Below are 23341 nucleotides of genomic sequence, written 5' to 3' on the forward strand. Positions count from 1 at the left end.
ATAAATAATTAGAGTATTGACATCACAATGTCTTGAAAAATCTCTAGCCCTTCTCAAGTTACCTCCATTCCTATCCAAAAGATTTGATTTCTATTGTAAAACCTTCAGAAACTCAGCTAACCATCTAGGAATAGCAGGCCAAGCAGGTCCAGTAACAAGAGAACCATCCACGAACGCTTCATCAACTGAAACTTCAACGTATGTACCCCCTGCAAGAGTCACCTCAGGAGCACAAGCAGGATAGGCAGTGCAGCGCTTTCCTTTAAGTACATCCGCAGCAGCTAAAACCTGCAAACCATGACAGAGAGCAGCAATAGGCTTCTTCTTTGAATCAAAGTGGCGAACAATATCCAATACTTTTTCATTCAAACGAATATATTCTGGCGCACGTCCCCCAGGAACCACCAAAGCATCATAAGCATCATAGCTTTCTGGATCAACATCATCAAAACTAGCATTCAGCGTAAAATTATGTCCCGGTTTCTCACTATAGGTTTGATCACCCTCAAAATCATGTACCGCTGTTCTGACTATATCTCCTTTCTTTTTATCAGGACAGATAGCATCAACTTCATGCCCCACCATTTGCAATGCTTGAAAAGGTACCATCACCTCATAGTCTTCTACAAAGTCACCCACGATCATTAAAATCTTCTTTCCCGTCATCTTCAACTACCTCATAAAAAAGTGAAAGTTTAAATTTTATTTATTCTACAACACCTATACAATTTTCGCGCTCACTAGGTAAAACCTAGTAATGCCTCCTCAAAGATATTTGCTTCTTGCTTCAACCGCAAGAGGCCAACCTCTTCCAATTTACAAGCATAAATTATGGTACAGCCTACCCTATTTCTTTGATTAACTTCCCCGTAGTGATATCAAACCAGCACTATATTTAAGTCCTGGTATATTCCAATTCCAGGGCAGTTAAAAGTAAAGCACTAATTCAGTTATTAGTTATCAGTAGTTTTCTTGCCTCAAAGTAGCGATCGCCAATTTCCGCCTCAAATTCAACCCTCAGAATTCTATCGACCTCCGTATTCGAGACCGATAAAATCCAACTTTTAACCCCTTACCTCTTAGTTCTTACATTTGACTTTTGACCTTTAACTTATCAACTTCCGTATTTGAAACCAATAAAATCTTACCTTTAACTTTTGACCTTTGACTTTTAACACTCCGGTGATAGCTAGTCAGGCTAGATGTCAGAGAACAGTCAAAATAACCAACCACACTACCACCATTACATATTTTAAATCAAGTCTTCAAAAAAAATCAATCTAATCGTAACACCGCCATAAAAGCTTCCTGTGGAACATCAACCGTACCCAAGGACTTCATCCGCTTCTTACCCTTAGCCTGTTTTTGTAATAACTTCTTCTTACGGCTAATATCCCCACCATAACACTTAGCCAAGACATCCTTCCGTAAAGCAGGAATATGCTCACTAGCAATAACCTTAGAACCAATAGACGCTTGAATTGGTACCTTAAACTGATGACGGGGAATTAACTCCTTCAACTTTTCCGCCAAAGCCCGGCCTACCCCATAAGCCTTATCCCGATGCACAATTATAGCCAAAGCATCCACTGGTTCAGCATTAATCATAATATCCAACTTAACCAAAGGATTCTCACGATAACCTATAAGATGATACTCCATACTAGCATAACCGCGAGACCGAGACTTCATTTGGTCGAAAAAATCCGTAACCACCTCTGCCAAAGGAATCTCATATACTAAAGTAGTTCTACCCTGAGCCAGATACTTCATATCCTTAAATACCCCCCGTCGTGACTGACCCAGCTCCATTAACGTCCCTACATATTCCTCTGGAGTAATCATTTCCACCCGAACATAAGGCTCCTCAATTTTTTCTCGCAAATTAGGCTCCGGCAAGAAATTTGGGTTATCAACCAAAATCACCTCCTCCTTACTAGTAGTTACCTGGTAAACCACCGATGGAGAAGTAACAATCAAATCTAAACCATATTCTCGCTCCAACCTTTCCTGGACAATTTCCATGTGCAGCAGTCCTAAAAAGCCACATCGAAATCCAAAACCCATAGCACTCGACGTTTCTGCCTCATAAGACAAAGCTGCATCATTAAGTTTAAGCTTATCCAATGCTTCTCGTAAATCTGGAAACTGGTCAGCATCAGTAGGAAATAATCCACAAAACACCATAGGGTTAGCTGACCTGTAACCTGGCAGAGGATCCTGAGCCTGTTTTTTGGCCAAAGTAATCGTATCTCCCACCCTTGCATCTTCCACCGCCTTAATAGCCGCCGAGAAATAACCAACCTCTCCTGCATGAAGCTCCTGTACTGGTTGTTGAGTTGGAGACAAAACTCCTAGATCATCTATCTCATATTCCTTTTTAGAAGCCATAAGTCGGACGCGATCGCCCTTAGCAATAGTCCCATCCATAACCCGGAAATATACAATTACCCCTCTATAGGAGTCATAATAACTATCAAATATCAGGGCCCGTAATTTTTCACCTATAGTATCTTGTGGTGGTGGTACTAACTGAACAATGGACTCTAAAATTTCCGGAATTCCTATTCCTTCTTTAGCAGAAGCTAAAATTGCACCCGAACAGTCTAAACCAATTATTTCCTCTATTTCCTCTTTTACCCGTTCTGGTTCTGCCCCTGGCAAATCTATCTTATTTAAAACCGGGATAATTTCTAAATCATGCTCCAAAGCCAAATATACATTAGCTAAAGTCTGAGCCTCTACCCCTTGGGAAGCATCTACCACCAACAAAGCACCTTCACAAGCCGCTAAAGAACGGGATACTTCATAAGAAAAATCTACATGACCAGGTGTATCAATAAGATTTAAAACATATTCTTCCCCATCTTTAGCATGGTAATTCATTCGGGCAGCCTGGAGTTTAATTGTAATGCCACGCTCCCTTTCTAAATCCATCGTGTCTAAGAATTGCTCTTTCATTTCACGGTCTGCCACCGTACCGGTTGCTTGTAGTAAGCGATCTGCTAAAGTTGATTTTCCGTGGTCTATATGAGCAATAATGGAAAAATTACGAATATGAGATACAGGAACTTTTGTCATATTTTTTTTTTATAATGTGATACTTTCGTCGACATACCCCTCGCCCTAAGCCGTTGGGGATTCTCTCTTCACAGGGAGAGCCAAGCAGGAATATCAACCCCCACCCCGATCTCTTTACCTTCGGTGACCTTTTTTCCCGTCTGCCCGACGGTACTTTATACTCTTCACTTTAACGAAAAATTAGATTTAAAGCCTTGCCCATCAGAAGCCGACTTTTTAATTGTTTTTTTTTAATACATATGCTATAATAACTTTTAAATAATTACTTGTAGGTTGACCATCCGAAAAAAAATGGACCTAGAAGCAAAGGTAAAACTAAAGTCAACTTTCCCCACTTGCCACATAAAAAGTAGTATAATTAGGAAAGTATGTTAAATGTAAAATGTCAACCCACCAAAGAACCTCACCATTAATAGAATTGACATTGAATCAGATTAGCCTTGAAAAAGAGAAAAAGAAAATAACCCATCTCATCAGTTTCTTAAAATAAAATGACAAATATCTAGCCATGTATAATGGTAAATCCTTACTCAATAGACTTAAGATTTAGATATCAACTTGTACTGATTATTGAGAATTACCACATAAATTAAAACTAACTTAACTCTATTCTCACATTAGCATAGAAATATTAAGCTATCGCAAGAAATACCTTGTCCTCAAGCCAGACTTCGGTAAACATAATTTACTGAGATTTTAATTATAGGCTTGACAAATAAGTAATAATGTAGTATGACTAAACATTGTTTATAAGATGCTATAATTTATAATAAAAAACTATAGTAATAGTAATTCTATATTGACATTGTCCAAAATATAGCCTTGCTACTTTTGGCAAAAAGAGAATAAGAATTAAGGTAATAGTGGGTAAGAAGTTCGGAGTTTATTTCTAGATTTTTGAATTTTCACAACCACTTGATTAGATTGTTATGTATACAGAATTATATTATTTCTGAGTAACATTGTTAAATTAGTTATTGTATATTAATAAATCAATTTAGGATTATTTAACATGGGGATAAATGAGTCTAAAATTAATCAGCGAAAGTCAACTGAAAAAGTGGAATTATCTATACATATAGATTCTAGGTTACTAGACCAAGTTCAGCATTTGACAAATGATCCCAGTAAAGTAATTGAAAGTGCTCTTCGTCAGTGGTTAAGAGGAGGTATTCCCGAAGATGAATTAGCTTTAACCCTTCAGAGAAACCCTCCTATCCCTCCAAGAGGTGAATGGAATGATTGAAACTTAATTTTTTCTCAAGTTTTATATTCTCTAATTTATAATTTAATAGTACAAATATTATTAGTATTTATTGATACTATTAGTATTTATTAATTAAACAAAAACTTGATTTTCATTATTTGAGAATAAAAATATAGTAAATTATCCAAACTTGTGAGAAATTAACCTAACTTCAAAGACAATCTTTGGATATTCTCAATATCAATAGTAAATAATTACAATTGGTGTAATCTTAAAATAAACCAGTGAATAGCTAGATAGCTATTGGTAAAAATGAATTGAATAGGAAATAGATATCAAGAATTTGAAGAATGTCAAAATACACTAATTTGGGTGTAAGTTATTATTCTTTACTTGGACTTCATCCCAAAGCATCTAATCAAGAAATTAGAAGGGCGTATCGGGAATTGAGTAAGCACTATCATCCAGATACTACAGATATGCCACAATTACTCGCCACTGCTAAATTTCAGGAAATTAATGAAGCTTATGCTACTTTAGTAGACTCAAACAGAAGATTAGAATACGATAAAAAGATTAAGCACTTATATATAAATGATTTTGAGCAAAAAATTAACTTCAATACTGACTTTGTATCTAATTCAAAATGGAAAAATTTATCTAGCTACATAGACAGTACAGACAGACCATTATCTCCAGGTGAACTATTTGCCCTATTAATTATGGGAATAACTCTGTTTGGTTGTTTGATAATAGCTATTATTATTGGCCTCATGCGTCCTGAATTAACTATTCAATCCATTAATCTACCAGGAATTTAATTGAGTTAACCAAAATTAATTGTATATTTAATAGTCATTTAAGTTAGAGCAGCAAACCCAAAATTATATGTACAAAACTCTTATTAGTCAAACTTTTGTAGTTTAGGATATTGCCCGCTAGATCTTTAGCTTACCAATAGTTACAATTACTTTTTCAGTTACTTAATACCTCCAGATAAAACCAGAACTTGAAATACCGAAGTTTATTATTCCCACATTTTTGGTCAGAGAATATTTGTAGCCCAATACCATAATTTATCTAAATGTTGGCAGAAGACTCGTGCTCTCCCGTAGGGGAGTGTCCATGTCTGCCAATCATTCTTGTAGCTTGACCAATAATCTGTTCTAATATAGAAGTTAAAAAGTAGGTAGTAGACGCTTGAAAAAGCGTACACAAATTTAGATTTTATCCAACTCCTCAGCACTGTTAGTATGCTTTGTTACATCTACAACAAAGCCTTAGCTTCCAGGACTTAAATTTGGTATGAACACCAAGAAAAAAGTGGGCTACAAACAAAACTTATCTATGCTGAAGAACTGGAAAAAGCAGGAATATTTAGATTTTTTGACTAAAGTAATTATTATACCACTCCAGCAAGGCTTAAGACATTTACAAGCTACTTTCACCAACTTTTTTTGGGGGACAGACTAAATATCCTAATTTCAAGAAAAAGCCTAATGGTCGAAGTTCTGGTTTGCGAAGGCAGCATTCAAGTGTAAAGATACTCAAGTATATCTAGCTAAATGTGCAGAACTATTACCTATTAGATCGAGTAGACAACTACCAGTAGGTTGTATGCCTAGTGCAATAACTGTAAAACTTGATTTTAGGGGTAGATAGTCTGTATCTTTAAGAAATTTTTAATACTATAAATTTGAGACTCAATCCGACTAAGAAACAAGTGGGCATTGACTTGGGTATTACTAGCTTACTAACTACCAGCGATGGAGAAAAAGTGGCCAACCCAAAGAATCTTCAGAAGTTACACAACAAACTGAGATTAACTCAGAAGTATCTGAGCAAAAAAACTAAAGGGTTTAATAATTATCATAAAACTCGACTCAAAGTAGCTAGGATACACGCCTTAATTAAAGATTCCAGACTAGACTATACTCACAAGCTAACTACTCAATTAATAAGAGAAAACTAAGCTATTGTAGCTGAGGATTTAGCAAATAAAAAACATGGTCAAGAATCACTTATTAGCAAGAGCTATAAGTAATGCTAACTGGGGATAAATAGCCAGGCAATTAAAGTACAAAGCTGAGTGGTATGGACGGGAATTATAGCAATTGAACAAAAGCTTAGGACGCTCTCTCTATTCCGGATTTGCGAATATAACCGAAATTAATGTCTTAACCTATACTTCGACTGCTATAATAAAAAATGATAGATATTTCCTCACTTCTAAAGAGTTGTTCTAGTTGTGGTTATGTAGTAGAAAAATTACCTCTAAATATTAGAGAGCAAGATTCTCCTAAATGTAGTAGTCACCATGACAGGGACATAAATGCGCATTTTAAACATTTTGGCTTTGGCTGCGGGACTCGCCGTATCATTCTAGGCCACGGTCTTTATATCTGAAGAGAGTAAATCTGGGAAGGCGGGTGCTATGAAACAGAAAGCCTCTAACAGCAATGAAGTGAGAATCCCTCCCTGTCTCCTAAGAGTAGCGTCAGGAGTATTTCAAGTGTAATAACTTTAGCAAGATCAAGAATTTTTATAGTATAAGATTTTGCTCTAGTGAAAATAAATAAGTAGACCCTGCCTGAAAATGAGAGGCATTTAACCTAATTTTTCCTTGTAAGAACACAAATAAATGAACTTACCCAGCCCAGATACTCCCTTATATAACCATCCTCTACCAAAAATTGAGGAATGGCTTCAAGAAAATGGTTGTCAACAAAATCCTGAAAAACTTCACTGTTGGTGGGTTGAAAAACCTAACTGGCAAGCAGAATTATTACTTGATATCGATCAACTGACTATACGTTATGTAAATGCAGGTGTTGATGGTAGTGATATTCAACGCTCTTTTACATATTCCTTAAGTCGCCGGGATATTGAAGAAGCTATTTTTTCCGGCCCCTAGTTGGACTAGAGTTAATTAAATTTTACCAAATCTACGTTCACGCTTCTGATAAGCACACAAAGCCCGATGAAATTCATAACGATTAAAGTCAGGCCAAAGTGTCTGAGTGACATAAATTTCTGAATAAGCCATTTGCCATAGTAAAAAATTACTAATACGCATTTCCCCACTAGTACGAATTAATAAATCTGGGTGAGAAATACCAGCAGTATAAAGGTATTTTTCAAAAAGTCCTTCATTAATTTCTTCTGGCTTAAGCAAACCTTTTTGTATTTGGGTGCCGATCGCCTTACAAGCGTGTACAATTTCCTGGCGTCCTCCATAATTAGTAGCGACAGTAAATTTAATTCCCTGATTTGGCCGAGTCATCTCCATTGAGTGTTTAATCTCAGCTTGTAAAGATACAGGCAAAGAACTTAAATTACCCACAAATCTAATTTGAACATCTTCTGCGACTATCTCTTGCAGTTCTTGGCGCAAAACTTTTTCAAACAAAGTCATCAGAAAATTCACTTCTTCTAGTGGTCTTCCCCAATTTTCACTAGAAAAAGCGTAAGCTGTTAAAGCTTCTAGACCCCAATCTCTACAACATCGCAGTAAGTCCTTAAGTGTTTCCACTCCCTTTCTATGGCCCATAATTCGAGGTAAACCACGACTTTGAGCCCAACGACCATTACCATCCATAATCACAGCCACATGATGAGGTAACCTTTCTGGTTCCAGATCGACAGGTAAATCTTGTAAGCAAGTTCCTTGATTCATCTTTTCTTTCGAGGACCTGATGGACTTTGATGAAGTACCCATGAAATTAATTGTGATCCTTTTGATCCTATTTGACGTCCAATATTAACTAAAGGAAGTGATTTTGTACTTTTTTCACTACCTGATAGAAATAGACGTTCCTCTAATAACTCTTTTAGTCTATTACTTGTTAAGGGTCGATTCAAAATTCCTTTTTCAGCTAGAGAGATAGAACCGGTTTCTTCAGAGACAACTATACAGAGACATTTTTCCACTTGTTCAGTAATTCCCATAGCTGCTCTATGACGAGTCCCTAATTGCCTTGAGGCTATTTTCTCAGACAAAGGTAGAATTACACCTGCTGATATAATTTTGTGTTCTCTAATTAAGACGGCCCCATCGTGTAATAAAGTTTTTGGCTGAAATATAGTTTGTAATAGCTCCTTAGAAAGTTCAGCATTTAATTTTACACCAGGTACAGAAAAATCTCTTTCATCTATCAGTCCATTTGTTTCTATAATTAACAATGCACCTATCCGGTTTTGGGACAGTTGTTTGATAGATTCTACTATCTCATCAATAATATTATTTGATTCAGGGAGAACTCGGCGATTATGTCCAAACATTTGGATAATTTCTCCCTGTCCCAACTGTTCGAGAAACCTACGAAATTCTGATTGTAATATGACTGCCATTGACACAGCAGAGCCAATAACTAAATTTTGAAGAGCAAAACTTAATAGTTTTAGATCAGCCAAATGACTTAGAGCCGAAGCTAACATTAAGACAATAAAACCTCTTACCATCCATAATGCACGACGTTCCCCTATGATGACCAACACCATATATATCAGAGCGAGAACCAGTCCAATATCGATACTATGTAGCAATAAGGACTTCATATCGATACTATTTCGGAATAAGGACTTCATCAAGCCTAGGTCATTACCGTTTAATTTATTTTTTTTTACATTGGTAGGATACTAGCAAAAAGGAAGATATTTCAACCGAACATTTTGCGTAAGCATGAAATGTTCTAATGGTATGATATCCTTTCTAATAAACTAATTCCTAATTAACGATCATTGATTAAGAATAATTAGCAGACTTATGGGTCAATAAATAGAACTGTTTATATTGGTTATATATACCTTAATAGGAAGGTAGATGGTTGCCCACCACAGACATCAGAAATTTATTTACCTTTGCTTTATTAGTGCAATTATATCATTTTTGTGGGAATACGATTAATTCCAAAGCTATAGAAAGCATCACAGGGTTTGATTAGTAAAAAAAAAATAACATCCTCATGCCTATTAGGCACGGGGAGAGTTCTTGTCAGACAAAACTCCGATGTCCCTTGATGTTTTACTGGCACAAATATACTCCATCGGTCATACTTTTGTTAACGACCTAAACTTATACTATTGGCAGGAAATAAGTAAGACGAATTACCATTGCCTTTTTTGGTGCCTTAGACTATTCAACCCAAGAATTTATTGGCCTTGAAAAGAAGCGGCAAGACTGAAAATATAATGAAATTTACTAAGTATTTGGAGCTTGCTGATTAACTCTCAAAGCATTGACAAAAATTATGCCTAAGGCAAATTTTGAATTTATCAAAGTACAACAAGTAAGGTTACTCAAGCTCATGGATAGATCGGATGAGTGGGCATACCTAGACCGAAAAATCAGGGGACAATTCTTAGTACAGTGGACCTAGTCACCTTGCTATTTATCTGTGTTTCCCTGCCTCTGTACTTTTATTTTTCCGTAGAACAACTCTCATCCCATTAGACAATAGATATGCTAACCCTATTTACATTAGCAAAAGCAGGAAAAAAGATGAGCAATATTTGGATATAGAGCTACTGATTATAATTTGATAGAATTTTGAGAAGATTTAATGACAATTAATACTAAAAAAACTACAGCAGAATAGTGAATAAATTGTACAAAATGTGCTCCGGGGTATTCGGAGCAAAACCTTGTTAAAGATATTTAGTAAAAAGGTACAAATTTCATTATTGATGTACTAAAATAGGTTTAATATATACTTAAATATTTTTTTGATTGTACTGCAAATTACCGTAATTCATGACATTAAATTATCTAGAATTAAGGCTACAAAAAAGTTGTATAAATACCTAGAAAATTGGAAAATATGTGACTACTCTCTCTCTTATTTTTACACTCCGATCAATAGGATTTATAACTAAATTAACCTCATATTTATAAACAAATACGCTTATTATGTATATCTATTAAATCTAACAATTTTCGAGACTCATAGGTTTTTTATTAATATATTTTCTCTCATATTCCAAAGCCAAAATACTTTTTTTCTACTTATATTGAGTTTTTTTAAAGTTCGCTACATTATTGGTACACTAACTTTTATTGCTGCCTGACTTCTTAAATGCTGGGATAGTTTTTTAGATAAAGACTTACTTAACTTTCGTTCTTTATAGATTCTCTAAAAAAGGCTACTTCTTAATTCGTTTCTTTAATGGTAATGGTGCTTTAATTTTTTGACTATGTACGAACACTCTTATGCAATGTCACTACCGTAGCAAAAATTTAAATTCCGAAACCTATACTTAGCTAATGCTAAAACTATTTTTAGTTTTCCAATTTTAGGGTAGTTAGTGACTTTATGTTTAACTACTTTAAATCCAGTAGATGGTAAGTAAATCAGCACAGTTTGTCCGTGAAGGTATTAACATAAGTTGGGTAAGTTACCCTAACCCAACTCGTTTTTATTGGACGTGAGACTTTCTACCTCATCCTGACTCCTTTCCTAGACATTCCTGATCATGGGTACATCCTAATTTGGTGAGTTAACATACCATCAACCCATATATAATTTTCCCGTAGGTTCCATGGCTTACATTTCAGATATGCCTTATTACCTGATACAGTTTTACAGTCGTGGCAATTTTGCTAGAACAGCTATTTATTCTTGTATGTGTTGTCACCACCCTCAAACCTTTGTTTTCTGTGGTCTACTTTCATGAGGTCTGTTGGTTTGAAGTTTCGTCCACAAGATGCCCATTTATTCTTTTGCGGTTACTGTCATTCCAAACCCTGGACGTGTAATTTCCAGCATTCCCCCAGAAAGCCTTGCAAAAACAGACTTAACCAAATAAATTATGGCGTTGATTTTTATCCCGTTGTGGGATAGATACAATACTTCAATCTAGGGAGTCATAATTTGACTTTTTAACTAACATTTAAAAGAACTTATCTATGAAAAACAATCAACTAAAAAGTTAGCCAAGAAAGATAAAAATTTTAACCCAGTTTTTCAGCTATCTAGCTTTTTTATTAAGAAAAACTATCCTAAAGGCTAAAATTAAGACAAATTTTATTTTAGTTAATACTATTCTTTAAAAGAAGAGGTAATTTTTAATTGTCATGTTGTTAACTTTGGAAGTGTTGCTATTCGTTCTGGTAAAGTATCTTTACTAAGTAAATCTTGATAAGTTTCCCTCTGTAAAATTATATTAACCTCCTTTTCAGCAACCAAAACTGCTGCTGGGCGTGGCAAACGATTATAGTTAGAAGCCATACTATAATTGTAAGCACCTGTAGCCATAACTACAAAACAATCTCCTGGTTGAGTTACTGGTAAGGTAGCATTCTTGATCAAAATATCACCAGACTCACAATGTTTACCAGCAATAGTAACTACTTCTGTGCTTGGCTTAGATAATCTATTAGCTACAATTGCTCGATAAACTGATTGATAAGTAATTGGTCGAGGATTATCTGACATTCCCCCATCTACAGATATATAAGTTCTAATTTCAGGAATTTCTTTTTGAGACCCTATAGTATAAGCTGTTATACAGGCAGGCCCAATTATTGAGCGTCCCGGTTCACATAATAGTTTAGGAAGTGGTAACTGTCTAGCTTTACAAACATCTACCATTGCTGTGCTTACCTTATGAACCCAAGTTTCAATACTAGGGGGGTCATCTGTTTCAGTATAACGGATTCCTAAACCACCACCAATATTAATTTCTTTGATTGGCAAGTTATGTGACATGGCAGTTGTCATTGTATCTACCATAACAGTCACTAAATCTTGATGAGGTTGAACTTCAAAAATCTGAGAACCTATATGAGCATGAACACCAATAAGTAGTAGTAATTCTTCTTTACTTATGAAGGCAAAAACATCATTTAGTTGACCTGGATCAAATCCAAACTTGCTATCTAGATGACCTGTACGAATATATTCGTGGGTATGGCATTCAATACCAGGTGTAAATCTTACCATTATTTTTGTCGGATTTTGTACCTGATCTTTTTGTTGCTTCTTTAAACCTGCTAATGTTTCTAATTCTAGCCAGTTATCTACAACAATTATACAATCTGTTTCAATGGCAAAAGTTAATTCTGCCAGAGATTTATTATTGCCATGAAAATATATTTTGTCAGGATTAACACCTGCTTCTATAGCTGTATATAGTTCTCCTCCAGATACAACATCTATACCTAAGCCTTCAGAGGCACATAAGGCACATACTGCTAGACTACTCCAAGCTTTGGAAGCATAAAGTACTAAAGATTCTCCAGGATAGTACTTTTGAAGTCCATCTCTATATTGGCGACAAGCTGTTCGGAGAGTATATTCGTCTATAATATATAGAGGTGAGCCAAATTTTTCTACTAATGCTGGGATATCCCAACCTCCAATTTCTAAATGGTCTAAGTTGTTGACTTTAGCAGTAAGTGGTAAAAGTTCTTGATTGGGCGAACTTTGTCCAACAGAGTCTGTTGATTTTGGCAAATACTGAAGTCCAGAGTTTACTTCTACAGATTGGATTGATACCATAAGTGCTATAAAAATTTATACTTTAGTGGCCTATATAATAAATACAATTTATTATACTTTGTCAATTCTTGATTAATTTTTTATCTAAAATTAAGACTATCGTAAGTATGGCAATTATTACTGTTGAAAAAATGAGTCCAAAGCATATTTCTAGTGTGATTGAATTAGATAGACTTTGCTTTGGCGGACTCTGGAGTGCTCAAGCTTATCAGCGAGAACTAGAAAGTCCCAATAGCGATCTGCTGATTTTAGTGATTAATCATCATACTAAAGATAGAAATGAGGAAGTTATGTTTAAATCCTCTAACTTTCAATTACAGATTAACTATAGTCATCAATCTATAATTGGTGTATGTTGTTTGTGGGCTATCTTAGAGGAAGCACACATTACTATTTTAGGAATTCATCCCCAATACCAATCTTTGGGTTTTGGTCAACTCCTACTATACACTTTAATGAGGTCTGCATGGGAAAGAGGGTTAGAGAGAGCTACATTAGAAGTCGCTGCTTCAAATGTTTCAGCATTGTCTTTATATTATAAATTTGGTTTTCAATATGTAGGCCGTCGTCGAGGATATTATCAACATACTGGAGAAGATGCTCTAATTCTCTGGCTTAGTCATTTGCATGAACCAGAGTTTGAGCAAACTTTGTCTGAATGGTATAGAAAAGTTGTTGATCGTATTAATGGTTATGAATTGATTAGGCATTAACGATAGCACTTATCGGTGCCCGTTAGGTATACTTTTAACGGGTAAGATAATTTTAATATAAGGGTTTTACTATTCATACCTTGTGTATATAATTTAATGTCTAATTTAATGTCCAATACGATACTGTAAAACTAATAAAAATTAAAAATTAAAAATTAAGAGTCAAACTACTGAGCTCTCTAGATTAATAGACAGGATAAGACTATCTAACTATTACTGAAATGATTGACACTAAGCTCTAATAGTTATTGACAATAAATCTACTAGCTATGTGGATGTAATAGTCCATAAAGTTATTGATCTTAAGCGTTAAAGCCTTTAGATTTAATGAGGTAGATTTGTTTTCAGGTAAAAATGTGATTAATTTAGCTTGAAGTTTATTATCCAGAGCTTTCCGTTGTTATCAGGTACGGTTACGGAGCGAAGGTGCTGACACTAAATAATTTTTTACTATTTACTACATACATCATTTGCCCGAAATATGCTGTATGTTTAGTTACAATAAAATAGATATCTACTACAAAAAAATAAACGGTCTCAAGTTGAGGTCAAAAAGAGCAACAGTTACGAGGATTATTTAATCCTATATCAATGGCTGTAAATTTACTATCTAACTTAATTTGTTTAGGTTCTTTTTTAAAACTTTTTTAACGACATAATATTTACCATAACTCGATTGGATTATTCTGACTTCATTTATTTTAGTTAAATTAGTAGAAATTTTCAGATTTAATCTAAAAGTATTGATCAAATCAATATCAGCAAAGTAAGAAAATCCGAGAAAAAGCTTGATAATTATAATTGACTAAATTTTTACCTTTTTTCTTATGTTTGTATTCTGATAACTGAGGCTGGCCTCAAAACTTTTCCGGATTTTTTGGTATTTTTTTTATACTGAAAAATCAGATTTTAAGACTTTTAATACCTCCTTAATTACCAGTGGCGCTACTTAAGTAGGTAAACTTTTATAATCATCACTATTGTTCAGGAGATTCAGAAAGGTTTTGAAATGGTGATAGTTTTTGAATATCAAAAAAATGATGGCCGACAAATATAAACTCTGCAATTGCATAAGTTTTGAGAAGCAAAACAAGTGCAATAAATTTATTGATAATTTTTATTCTTTGGTTGAATCTAGTGTTTTTGTTCTTGTGGCATTTGATTTTTTATTTAAACAGTATTTAAAGAGTTAATAACTAACCTGAGGCACTCATTCAGATGTTAATTTTTAGTAGTTTTGCCTGAAACCTATTTTCCGTCACATAAGTTAAATAATTAAAACCTGCTCTAGTTAATCTATTTTTATTTTCTACAACTATATTTACTCTCTTTGTGCAACCAAGGCGTACAAAACTATTAAAATCATCTCATATTTATGCAACCCAGTAGGCGATAGACGATTAATTTATAAATTTATAGTAGATTAAAATTTTTAACATAGTTTGTTACTAGTATCCCAAGTTAGTTATATGTTAATCTGCTTTAGATTTGTCAAAAATTAAAGTTATAGATCAAAATTTTGAAACTATTATTTATGTTGCATATCTTCTATATAATCAGGCTGAGGACTTCTATTTTGTTACAAATAATGTTTGATTGATTGCTTGAAATAAATGATGTTGAATGAGAAAATTTTATAATTTCTTAAAATAAATAGATGGTTTGATCATCAGCTATTGTAAAAACTTGAGCTATAATTGAGAAACCAAAACTACATAGTTAGCTTACAAAAAAGTAACTTTTAATACTATTAATGGTAGATAGAAGAAAGCAAAGGAGTAAGAGGGTCAGATAGGAGATTCCCCTACCTGAATTTTTTGTTTCTTGAGTTAAACTGTCTAGATAACAGCTCCAAATAAACTCATAAGACTATTTTGTTTTTGAGTAGCTTGGTAGAAAATGTTATTCACTTAGAACTTTGTTATATTACTGGCAAGATTACTATCGCAAAATAAATTTACATTTTGATAAGTATTTCTAGTCTAAATAACGAGAAGTGAAAAACAGCCTTGGTATACAATGTCACGCTAGAATAAGCTTAAGAGCAATTTAAGAGATAGGAACTAATTATGTTTGAACGCTTCACGGAAAAAGCAATCAAAGTGATAATGCTGGCCCAAGAAGAGGCTCGTCGCTTGGGACATAACTTTGTAGGGACAGAACAAATCCTCCTGGGTCTCATTGGAGAGGGAACAGGGGTAGCAGCTAAAGTTCTCAAATCTATGGGTGTTAATCTCAAAGATGCTCGAATTGAAGTAGAAAAGATAATTGGCCGTGGTTCGGGATTTGTGGCAGTAGAAATCCCATTTACTCCCAGAGCTAAAAGGGTTTTAGAGCTATCTTTGGAAGAAGCACGGCAATTAGGGCATAACTATATTGGCACAGAGCATCTACTATTGGGTTTAATTCGAGAAGGAGAAGGAGTAGCTGCAAGAGTTCTAGAAAATTTAGGAGTAGACCTCACTAAAGTCCGGACTCAGGTGATTAGAATGTTAGGTGAAACAGCAGAAGTTACTGCTGGTGGTGGGGGTGGACGCACAAAAACTCCTACTCTTGATGAGTTTGGTTCAAATCTGACTCAAATGGCATCTGAAGGTAAATTAGACCCAGTGGTGGGAAGGCAAACAGAAATAGAACGAGTAATTCAAATTTTAGGTCGTAGAACTAAGAATAATCCAGTTTTGATTGGGGAACCTGGTGTGGGAAAAACGGCGATCGCTGAGGGTTTGGCACAACGCATTGCTAATAATGATATACCGGATATTCTGGAAGAAAAGCGGGTGGTTACTCTAGATATTGGTCTATTGGTTGCTGGTACTAAATACCGGGGTGAGTTTGAGGAACGTCTGAAGAAAATTATGGATGAAATTCGCTCTGCGGGTAATGTCATCCTAGTTATTGATGAGGTCCATACTCTGATTGGAGCTGGTGCTGCGGAAGGGGCCATTGATGCTGCGAATATTTTGAAGCCTGCTTTGGCTCGTGGGGAGTTACAGTGCATAGGGGCAACGACCCTCGATGAGTATCGGAAACATATTGAAAGGGATGCAGCTCTGGAACGTCGTTTTCAACCAGTAATGGTGGGCGAACCTTCTGTTGATGAAACTATTGAGATCTTATATGGTTTAAGAGAACGTTACGAACAGCATCATAAATTAAAAATTTTGGATACTGCTTTGGAAGCTGCTGCTAAGTTATCAGACCGTTATATTAGCGATCGCTATTTGCCGGATAAAGCTATTGACCTGATAGATGAAGCTGGTTCTCGTGTCCGTTTGATTAATTCTCAACTACCTCCTGCAGCGAAGGAACTGGATAAGGAGTTGCGTAGCATTCTGAAAGAAAAGGATGAGGCGGTTCGTTCTCAGGATTTTGATAAGGCGGGAGAGTTGCGTGACCGGGAAATGGAAATCAAATCTGAAATTCGTTCTCTTGCTCAAAATAAAAAGCTCGACTCTACTAATGAAGATGATTCTCCAATGGTGACTGAGGAGGATATTGCTCATATTGTGGCAAGTTGGACTGGTGTTCCGGTGAATAAGTTAACTGAGTCTGAATCTGAGAAACTTCTGCACATGGAGGATACTCTACACCAACGTTTGATTGGTCAGGAGGAAGCTGTCAAGGCAGTGTCTCGTGCTATTCGTCGGGCAAGAGTGGGATTGAAAAACCCTAACCGACCTATTGCTAGTTTTGTTTTCTCTGGACCGACTGGGGTTGGTAAGACAGAACTGACTAAGGCGTTAGCTGCATATTTCTTTGGTTCTGAGGAAGCGATGATCCGTTTGGATATGTCGGAATATATGGAACGTCATACTGTTTCTAAGTTGATTGGTTCTCCTCCTGGTTATGTGGGTTATAATGAGGGTGGTCAGTTAACTGAGGCAGTTCGTCGTCGCCCTTATACTGTGGTGCTATTTGATGAAATTGAAAAGGCACACCCTGATGTATTCAATATGCTGTTGCAAATTTTGGAAGATGGTCGCCTGACTGATGCGAAGGGTAGGACTGTTGATTTTAAGAATACCTTGATTATTATGACTTCTAATATCGGTTCTAAGGTCATTGAGAAAGGTGGCGGTGGTCTTGGTTTTGAGTTCTCAGAAAATGAGGCTGATGCTCAGTATAACCGAATTCGCAATTTAGTGAATGAGGAGTTGAAACAGTATTTCCGTCCAGAGTTTCTTAACCGTTTGGATGAGATTATTGTGTTCCGTCAGTTGACTAAGGATGAAGTTAAGGAAATTTCTGTTATTCTGCTCAAAGAAGTGTTTAGTAGGTTGACAGAGAAAGGTATTAAGTTAGAAATTACTGATCGTTTCCAGGAGCGGTTGGTTGAGGAAGGTTATAATCCTAGTTATGGGGCAAGACCTTTGCGTCGGGCAATTATGCGTTTGCTTGAGGATAGTTTGGCTGAGGAAATTCTGGCTGGCAAGATCAATGAGGGCGATACTGCTGTGGTTGATGTTGGGGAAAGTGGTCAGATTATAGTTTCTAAGGGTGAAGAAAAAGAAAAACGAGAGTTGGTACCTCAAGGTGCTGAATAGGAGTTAGTTTCTTTCGCTAAATTAGTCAATATCTAATGTTGAAACGGCAGTAAGTTTAAATTTACTGCCGTTTCGAGGTATTATATTATTTCGGAAGTATTATAGTATAGCAGTTGAGTTAAACTAAGCCAGGTAAGTTACCCTACCCGACTCGTCTTCAGAACCGGACGTGAGGCTTTCACCTCATCCGGCTCCTCTCTTAAACGTCCTTTTTTTCATAGGTACATCCCTGTTTTTAGAATCAACATATCATTTACCCATAGGTATTCATCAGGTAAGTCCTGTAACTTAGGTTTTGTGTATGTTTTATTATCTAAAGCAGTTTTAGTATCGTGGCAGTGTCGGTGTAGCAGTTGTTTATTTTTAACTGTGTTGTCACCACCTTCAGACCTTGGTTTTATATGGTCAATTTCCATAAGGTCGTTTGATCTGAAGGTTAATCCACAAAATGCGCATTTATTCTTTTGCCGTTTTAACAGCGTTGTTACTTCTTTCCTTATGCCTGGGTGTTTACCGATTCTACTGCTCCAATAAGTCCAATCGCCGTCATAAGGGGATTTATTGCCCTTTACCTTGACGTGTCTTTTTATAGCTACGTCTGCGTGTAGGTTAAGTACGTATTCGCCGTCATTAAGTAACCAGTTTCTGGTCTCTTTGCAGCGAGGGAAATACTTTTGTTTTACCCATTTGGCTGACTTGTTTGGATGCCGTCTACTTCCCCATCTCCATATCCTTTTCCACAGGAGGCAGTCTAATTTGCTGTATACCTCTTTACTGACTACAGTGGAGAAGTAGTTGGCCCATCCCCTGATTATCGGATTTAGTTTAGCTATTAAAGCTTTCGTAGGGGCGGTTTTGTGGCAATCACATATATCCGCCAACTTCCGATAATGAGTTTTAATACTCTTAGATGATGGCTTAATCAGTGTCTTAAATCCTTGTTTGGTTGTCTTGACTTTCCATTGCCTTATTGTAAATCCTAAAAAATTAAATCCGGGTTTGTTTCCTTCATATTCTTCCAGGGTGTGGGCAATTTTAGTCTTTTCTGGTTTTAGCTCTAATCCTACCTGGTTTAACCATTCCTGTATTAAGGTTTTTGCTTGTATTAATACTTTGATGTCTTTGTGTAGGATTACAAAATCATCTGCGTATCTTATTAAGGATAATGCCTGTATGTTGTCATGCTTTCTCCCTGGAAGGGTTTTGGCAAATTCTTCTAAACATTTTTCCATACCGTGTAGGGCGATGTTTGCTCTTTCAGGGTGAGATAACCCCTCCCTGTGGCGTACCTTCCACAGTGTTTGAGAATTGTTTGTTGTCACACACTCCAGATTTTAACCATTGTTTGATTAATCGTCTGTATGGAGATTTTCCTATTTTTCTCAACAGTGCACCATGGTTAATTTGGTCAAAACATTTGGATATGTCAGCATCTAAAACATATTTTGATTTTTTGTTGATGCTTTTATAGATGGCTTCAATGGCATCATGTGCTGACCGACCTGGTCTAAAACCATAGCTATTAGGCTCAAAAAGTGCCTCCCATTCTGGTTCCATACCTAACTTTACCAGTGCTTGAAGGGCCCTATCATACATGGTAGGTATGCCTAGTGGACGTTTTTCTTCTCTACCTGGTTTTGGTATCCAGACTCTACGGGTTGGGCTTGCTTTAAGATATCGTGACCTTAACATTTCTACCAAGTTAAATCTTTGCATTGGGGGAAGACTTTTTATACCGTCTATACCCGCTGTTTTCTTTCCCTGGTTGTCTTGCGTCACACGCCTAACAGCTAGCAACCTAGCATAATAACTTTTGGTCAGAAGTTTTTGATACTTACGCATTTTGCGGATTTCGCCACGGCTGGATGCTCTGTAAATTAACTTTTGCAACTTAAATACATATTTTTCTACCTTTTTCCAGTTAATGTCTTTCCATTTAAGGTTAGGATTGACACTACATAGGTCTGGTATATCGTTTGTATCCCATGCTACGCTTAAAAATGGCTCAGGATTTTCTAAGTTTCTTTTTAGGGTTTTAGCTTTGTTCATAGCTAGTCATTACTTTACATTACGTCTAACAGTGAGTACGTCTGCATCTGCAATGCTTCTTACTCAATCCTACTCTCCTTAAAACCTACAACTTCTGTGTAGATTGACCTTGAATGGCTTCCTAAGTTTTCGACCTATTTACTTAGGTGTTTTTAAAGAGGTTTCCTCGTTCCCTTATTCCTTTATTGCGATTGATTTAGTGGGGTAAATTCTCCCGGGGGTTATGACATGGTTGTTGACATAAACTATACTATATTTATGTCCATTGGCCCCTGACCTTCGTCCAACATCCCATAGCTACCTTCGGAATGGTCCTTAATAACGAGAGTTTGATTACCTTCCTATTTGTCCACTTGTCAACCTTTGCTCGCGGTATCGTTCCTCGGTAACTGGTATTTTCCCGCTTTTAAACCAGCTTCAGGGATTGATGTTCAATCGCTACCCTGTGGTCTACGCTGTCAACCTAACAACAAGGTGGATGGAATTACACCATCAAGGTAATAAGAGTTATTCACAAGTCGAGGTTTTCCTCATGTGGTGACTTGGAATGGTCATTTATACACAGTTTCCTGGTTTTAGTGACCAACGAGTCGCACAGTATAGGTTAAGACATTAATTTCGGTTATATTCCAAATCCGGAATAGAGAGAGTGTCCTAAGCTTTTGTTCGATTGCTATAACTCTTTTTTTACCTGGGTTGTGAGTTAAATGGATTTAGATTTAGTTAGATAGCTGAGAATTTCAATACATATTTACTTAACTTACTAAGATTTGACATCAGTTTTAAAGCGATCAGCATTAGCACTTTCCGCAGTCGCGACATCCCCCTTACCAAAAAATGCAGGAAATGGTTTAGGGATTTCAAGTGCCCGTTGAGTTCTAGGTCTGTTGTCAATACATTCAAACCAAGCTTGAAGATTTTCTAGTCCATCTACTGATACTTTAGCCCAGTAGTAGGAGCGTGCCCAAGGATAAGTAGCTATATCTGCAATGCTAAACTCATCTCCAAGCAAGTAGGTTTTACCTTCAAGTTGCTTATCTAAAACTTCGAGTAGTCTACGTGACTCTTGGACATATCGCTTGATTGAAAATTCTTCATGATGTCCTTGAGGTTCAGCAATCCTTTGGAAGTACATAGCCTGACCCATCATTGGGCCAACACCACCCATCTGAAACATTAACCACTGAAGTGCTTGGGAGCGGGATTTTTCTTCTTTGGGAAGGAATTTTCCGTACTTTTCCGCTAGATACCAAAGAATTGCACCAGACTCGAAGACGACAAAATTATCATTGCTAAGATCTACGATAGTTGGGATGCGTCCATTGGGGTTAAGCTTCATATACCACTCAGATTTCTGATCCTTTTTGCTAAAGTCGATGGGTGTTAGGTTGTATTCGACTTCTGCTTCTTCAAGAAAAATTAAAGGCTTCCAACCATTCATGGTGGATGCTGTGTAAAGATGAATATCAGGTTGTGTTGACATTATATCTCCTTTAAGCTTATTGATTATATTAACAAAAATAGAAACCTAGTATCCCTTTCTAAAAATTTATACAATCCTAGAAAGATTTTCTATCGGTGAGAGAAAGCTATTTTTGACTTAACCTTTCATCGCGCTACTGGCAAAAAAGAAGGTAAATTTTTCGTTCAATTGTCTTGGGTGAGAATTTCCTCTGGATTTTTCATAAATAGTGAAAAGTTTATGCTAGATTTCTCTGGTTAAAGCATTCTTCTCAAGTTTTAATTTGAAATCTTCCACGGCTGTTAGGAGCGAATATCATTACCGTTCCCTAGACCTAATGTGGGTTTACTTTTTATAGGTTGCTGTACCCACCTCTTTTTCTCCCTTCCCACCGAGGGTATCGGGGTGGGTTACGCTTGCCTGGTATATCAGTTTTTTGTTTTGGGCTGCCCGACCCGCTACTAAACTAATTAATAGTTAGAATAACACATAAATTCAAAATAAACTAAACAGTCACCTTAGAAGGACGAAGCTTTAGACCCAATTTTTTTTTAAAAGCCCAATCTAACAACCTAGACATTTTGTAGATACTTTTTAAGATTACTTGAAATTTTAGACTTTTAATGCTTTCCTTAAGGTTCTATATCAATTTTTTAGCTAGTATTTTCTGACAACAAGAATCTCAAAAAGCGATATCAGTATTTCAGTATTAGACCTCTCCAACATAAAAATTAAGGTAAAATTGTAATGGCTAATTATATATACCCTGTTTCCAAATGAATAATGTATTAGAATATATTTATAACTATCCAAAAGAAACAAAAAGAATTATTGGTATTACAGATGAACAGCTAATGAAATTAATAGAAAACCCTCAAAAAGTTGAAAAAAAAAGACAGGTTAGTGCCAGCCAATAAAAAAGGTTAATCAAGGCAGGAGGAGGAAGAAAAAAGTCTTTAAGCAAGACAGAAGAGATAATGTTGACTTTATATTATTTGCATCATGTACCAACATTTGAGTGACTAGGAGCAATATTTGGAGTTAGCTCATCAACAGCAAATAATATTTTTCAGGCTTTGGATAGATATTTTGAGAGAATTATTACTATCTAGTTTACTAGAGGAATTCTCGGGAAAAGAAAACGAATATTTATAGATAAAAGAGGCTTTGACAGAAATATAATTTATAGTTGATAGTACAGAACAGGATAGGAAAATGCTAAAACATGATGATAAAGAGAAAAAGTATTATTTAGGAAAGCCAAAAAGTTATAGGTTTAAAAATAAAATATTAATCACAGAAAAGGCAGAAAAAATAGTAGATTTAATAGGAGGATAAAGAGGTCAAGAAAGTGATACAAAGTTATTCAAAAAAAACACAAAAAAGTTGGATATAGAAAAAATATTTAAAGGATATAAGGGGTATAAAAGTGGTCAAAGATTAACATATCAAATAAAAAAAAAGAAGCCATAAAATATCAGAATAAGTAAAGAAATAGAATAAAAAAAAACTTAGAAAAGAATAAATATTTGTAGAACAGATAATAAGACTGATAAAAATATTTAAAATGGCACGAGAAAGATTGAGATTGAAAGAGAGTAATTATGAAAAAGTAATTTTAATAATATGTGCTTTATTAACATTAAAAAGAGGGAAATTAATATTATTTTAATTCATAAATTTTGCCATAAAAAAAGTAATAAAAAACTAGATAAAAATGGTAAATAACTAACAGTAACTATCTGTAATACTATAAAGCCCGTAAAAAATGACTATCTGGTGGA

Annotated in this window: 15 protein-coding genes and 1 pseudogene; 9 read left to right on the top strand and 7 right to left on the bottom strand. The window is 35.6% G+C overall.

The features are described 5' to 3' along the window. Positions 1 to 90: 90 nt before the first annotated feature. Entirely contained in the window at positions 91 to 666 is a 576-nt protein-coding gene (locus tag TERY_RS11585) for a DJ-1/PfpI/YhbO family deglycase/protease (protein ID WP_011612007.1), read from the bottom strand. A gap of 609 nt (positions 667 to 1275) precedes the next feature. Further along, positions 1276 to 3081 carry a translation elongation factor 4 gene (lepA, locus tag TERY_RS11590; RefSeq protein WP_011612008.1) on the bottom strand — a complete coding sequence of 602 codons (1806 nt, stop codon included), beginning with the start codon at positions 3079 to 3081 and terminating at the stop codon, positions 1276 to 1278. 1012 nt (positions 3082 to 4093) lie between these two features. Here lepA and TERY_RS11595 point away from each other — a divergent pair. The 5 genes from TERY_RS11595 (at position 4094) to TERY_RS11610 (ending at position 7202) form a co-directional block, all read left to right on the top strand. Beyond that, on the top strand, positions 4094 to 4327 hold the full coding sequence (locus TERY_RS11595; RefSeq protein ID WP_011612009.1) for a hypothetical protein: 234 nt from the start codon (positions 4094 to 4096) through the stop codon (positions 4325 to 4327). Between the two features lie 311 nt (positions 4328 to 4638). Beyond that, complete coding sequence (locus TERY_RS11600; RefSeq protein WP_011612010.1) at positions 4639 to 5109, top strand: DnaJ domain-containing protein; 471 nt, start codon at positions 4639 to 4641, stop codon at positions 5107 to 5109. 875 nt (positions 5110 to 5984) lie between these two features. Then, complete coding sequence (locus TERY_RS36795) at positions 5985 to 6260, top strand: transposase (RefSeq protein ID WP_011612012.1); 276 nt, start codon at positions 5985 to 5987, stop codon at positions 6258 to 6260. A gap of 236 nt (positions 6261 to 6496) precedes the next feature. After that, on the top strand, positions 6497 to 6694 hold the full coding sequence (locus TERY_RS27865; RefSeq protein WP_071820684.1) for a zinc ribbon domain-containing protein: 198 nt from the start codon (positions 6497 to 6499) through the stop codon (positions 6692 to 6694). A 235-nt stretch (positions 6695 to 6929) separates the two neighbouring features. After that, positions 6930 to 7202 carry a DUF3143 domain-containing protein gene (locus TERY_RS11610; RefSeq protein WP_011612013.1) on the top strand — a complete coding sequence of 91 codons (273 nt, stop codon included), beginning with the start codon at positions 6930 to 6932 and terminating at the stop codon, positions 7200 to 7202. A gap of 15 nt (positions 7203 to 7217) precedes the next feature. On the opposite strand, the gene uppS is transcribed toward TERY_RS11610, so the two are convergent. The 3 genes from uppS to lysA all read right to left on the bottom strand — a co-directional run bounded on the left by uppS (position 7218) and on the right by lysA (position 12786). Beyond that, the gene (gene uppS / locus TERY_RS11615; protein ID WP_011612014.1) at positions 7218 to 7964 is read right to left on the bottom strand and encodes a polyprenyl diphosphate synthase; all 747 of its coding nucleotides are present in this window, start codon (positions 7962 to 7964) and stop codon (positions 7218 to 7220) included. Further along, the gene (gene cdaA / locus TERY_RS11620; protein ID WP_011612015.1) at positions 7961 to 8875 is read right to left on the bottom strand and encodes a diadenylate cyclase CdaA; all 915 of its coding nucleotides are present in this window, start codon (positions 8873 to 8875) and stop codon (positions 7961 to 7963) included. The genes uppS and cdaA overlap by 4 nt, the downstream gene beginning before the upstream one ends. 2483 nt (positions 8876 to 11358) lie before the next feature. After that, positions 11359 to 12786 (bottom strand): diaminopimelate decarboxylase, encoded by a 1428-nt coding sequence (gene lysA / locus TERY_RS11625; RefSeq protein WP_011612016.1) that lies wholly within the window; start codon positions 12784 to 12786, stop codon positions 11359 to 11361. Positions 12787 to 12893: 107 nt separating this feature from the next. Here lysA and rimI point away from each other — a divergent pair, with 107 nt between their 5' ends. Together rimI and TERY_RS11635 are read left to right on the top strand one after the other, a co-directional pair. Continuing rightward, complete coding sequence (gene rimI, locus TERY_RS11630) at positions 12894 to 13499, top strand: ribosomal protein S18-alanine N-acetyltransferase (protein ID WP_011612017.1); 606 nt, start codon at positions 12894 to 12896, stop codon at positions 13497 to 13499. A 2069-nt stretch (positions 13500 to 15568) separates the two neighbouring features. Continuing rightward, positions 15569 to 18046, top strand: coding sequence for an AAA family ATPase (locus TERY_RS11635; protein WP_011612018.1), 2478 nt, complete (start codon positions 15569 to 15571; stop codon positions 18044 to 18046). A 137-nt stretch (positions 18047 to 18183) separates the two neighbouring features. Here TERY_RS11635 and ltrA read toward each other — a convergent pair. Both ltrA and TERY_RS11645 read right to left on the bottom strand, forming a co-directional pair. Then, positions 18184 to 20095, bottom strand: a pseudogene (ltrA, locus tag TERY_RS11640) (group II intron reverse transcriptase/maturase). Positions 20096 to 20858: 763 nt separating this feature from the next. Next, positions 20859 to 21578, bottom strand: coding sequence for a glutathione binding-like protein (locus tag TERY_RS11645; RefSeq protein ID WP_011612019.1), 720 nt, complete (start codon positions 21576 to 21578; stop codon positions 20859 to 20861). 755 nt (positions 21579 to 22333) lie between these two features. On the opposite strand from TERY_RS11645, the gene TERY_RS36800 reads away from it, so the two are divergent. After that, positions 22334 to 22474, top strand: a complete 141-nt coding sequence (locus TERY_RS36800) for a hypothetical protein (RefSeq protein WP_370497102.1) — start codon at positions 22334 to 22336, stop codon at positions 22472 to 22474. A 298-nt stretch (positions 22475 to 22772) separates the two neighbouring features. Further along, the gene (locus TERY_RS36805) at positions 22773 to 22895 is read left to right on the top strand and encodes a hypothetical protein (RefSeq protein WP_370497103.1); all 123 of its coding nucleotides are present in this window, start codon (positions 22773 to 22775) and stop codon (positions 22893 to 22895) included. Positions 22896 to 23341: the final 446 nt, after the last annotated feature.

Source organism: Trichodesmium erythraeum IMS101 (assembly GCF_000014265.1).
Classification (GTDB): Bacteria; Cyanobacteriota; Cyanobacteriia; order Cyanobacteriales; family Microcoleaceae; genus Trichodesmium; species Trichodesmium erythraeum.

What these genes read in the sequence shown, in the direction of transcription:
- TERY_RS11585 (WP_011612007.1), bottom strand. Translation starts at nt 666, where the DNA reads ATGACGGGAAAGAAGATTTTAATGATCGTGGGTGACTTTGTAGAAGAC.
- lepA (WP_011612008.1), bottom strand. Translation starts at nt 3,081, where the DNA reads ATGACAAAAGTTCCTGTATCTCATATTCGTAATTTTTCCATTATTGCT.
- TERY_RS11595 (WP_011612009.1), top strand. Translation starts at nt 4,094, where the DNA reads ATGGGGATAAATGAGTCTAAAATTAATCAGCGAAAGTCAACTGAAAAA.
- TERY_RS11600 (WP_011612010.1), top strand. Translation starts at nt 4,639, where the DNA reads ATGTCAAAATACACTAATTTGGGTGTAAGTTATTATTCTTTACTTGGA.
- TERY_RS27865 (WP_071820684.1), top strand. Translation starts at nt 6,497, where the DNA reads ATGATAGATATTTCCTCACTTCTAAAGAGTTGTTCTAGTTGTGGTTAT.
- TERY_RS11610 (WP_011612013.1), top strand. Translation starts at nt 6,930, where the DNA reads ATGAACTTACCCAGCCCAGATACTCCCTTATATAACCATCCTCTACCA.
- uppS (WP_011612014.1), bottom strand. Translation starts at nt 7,964, where the DNA reads ATGAATCAAGGAACTTGCTTACAAGATTTACCTGTCGATCTGGAACCA.
- cdaA (WP_011612015.1), bottom strand. Translation starts at nt 8,875, where the DNA reads ATGAAGTCCTTATTCCGAAATAGTATCGATATGAAGTCCTTATTGCTA.
- lysA (WP_011612016.1), bottom strand. Translation starts at nt 12,786, where the DNA reads ATGGTATCAATCCAATCTGTAGAAGTAAACTCTGGACTTCAGTATTTG.
- rimI (WP_011612017.1), top strand. Translation starts at nt 12,894, where the DNA reads ATGGCAATTATTACTGTTGAAAAAATGAGTCCAAAGCATATTTCTAGT.
- TERY_RS11635 (WP_011612018.1), top strand. Translation starts at nt 15,569, where the DNA reads ATGTTTGAACGCTTCACGGAAAAAGCAATCAAAGTGATAATGCTGGCC.
- TERY_RS11645 (WP_011612019.1), bottom strand. Translation starts at nt 21,578, where the DNA reads ATGTCAACACAACCTGATATTCATCTTTACACAGCATCCACCATGAAT.
- TERY_RS36800 (WP_370497102.1), top strand. Translation starts at nt 22,334, where the DNA reads ATGAATAATGTATTAGAATATATTTATAACTATCCAAAAGAAACAAAA.
- TERY_RS36805 (WP_370497103.1), top strand. Translation starts at nt 22,773, where the DNA reads ATGCTAAAACATGATGATAAAGAGAAAAAGTATTATTTAGGAAAGCCA.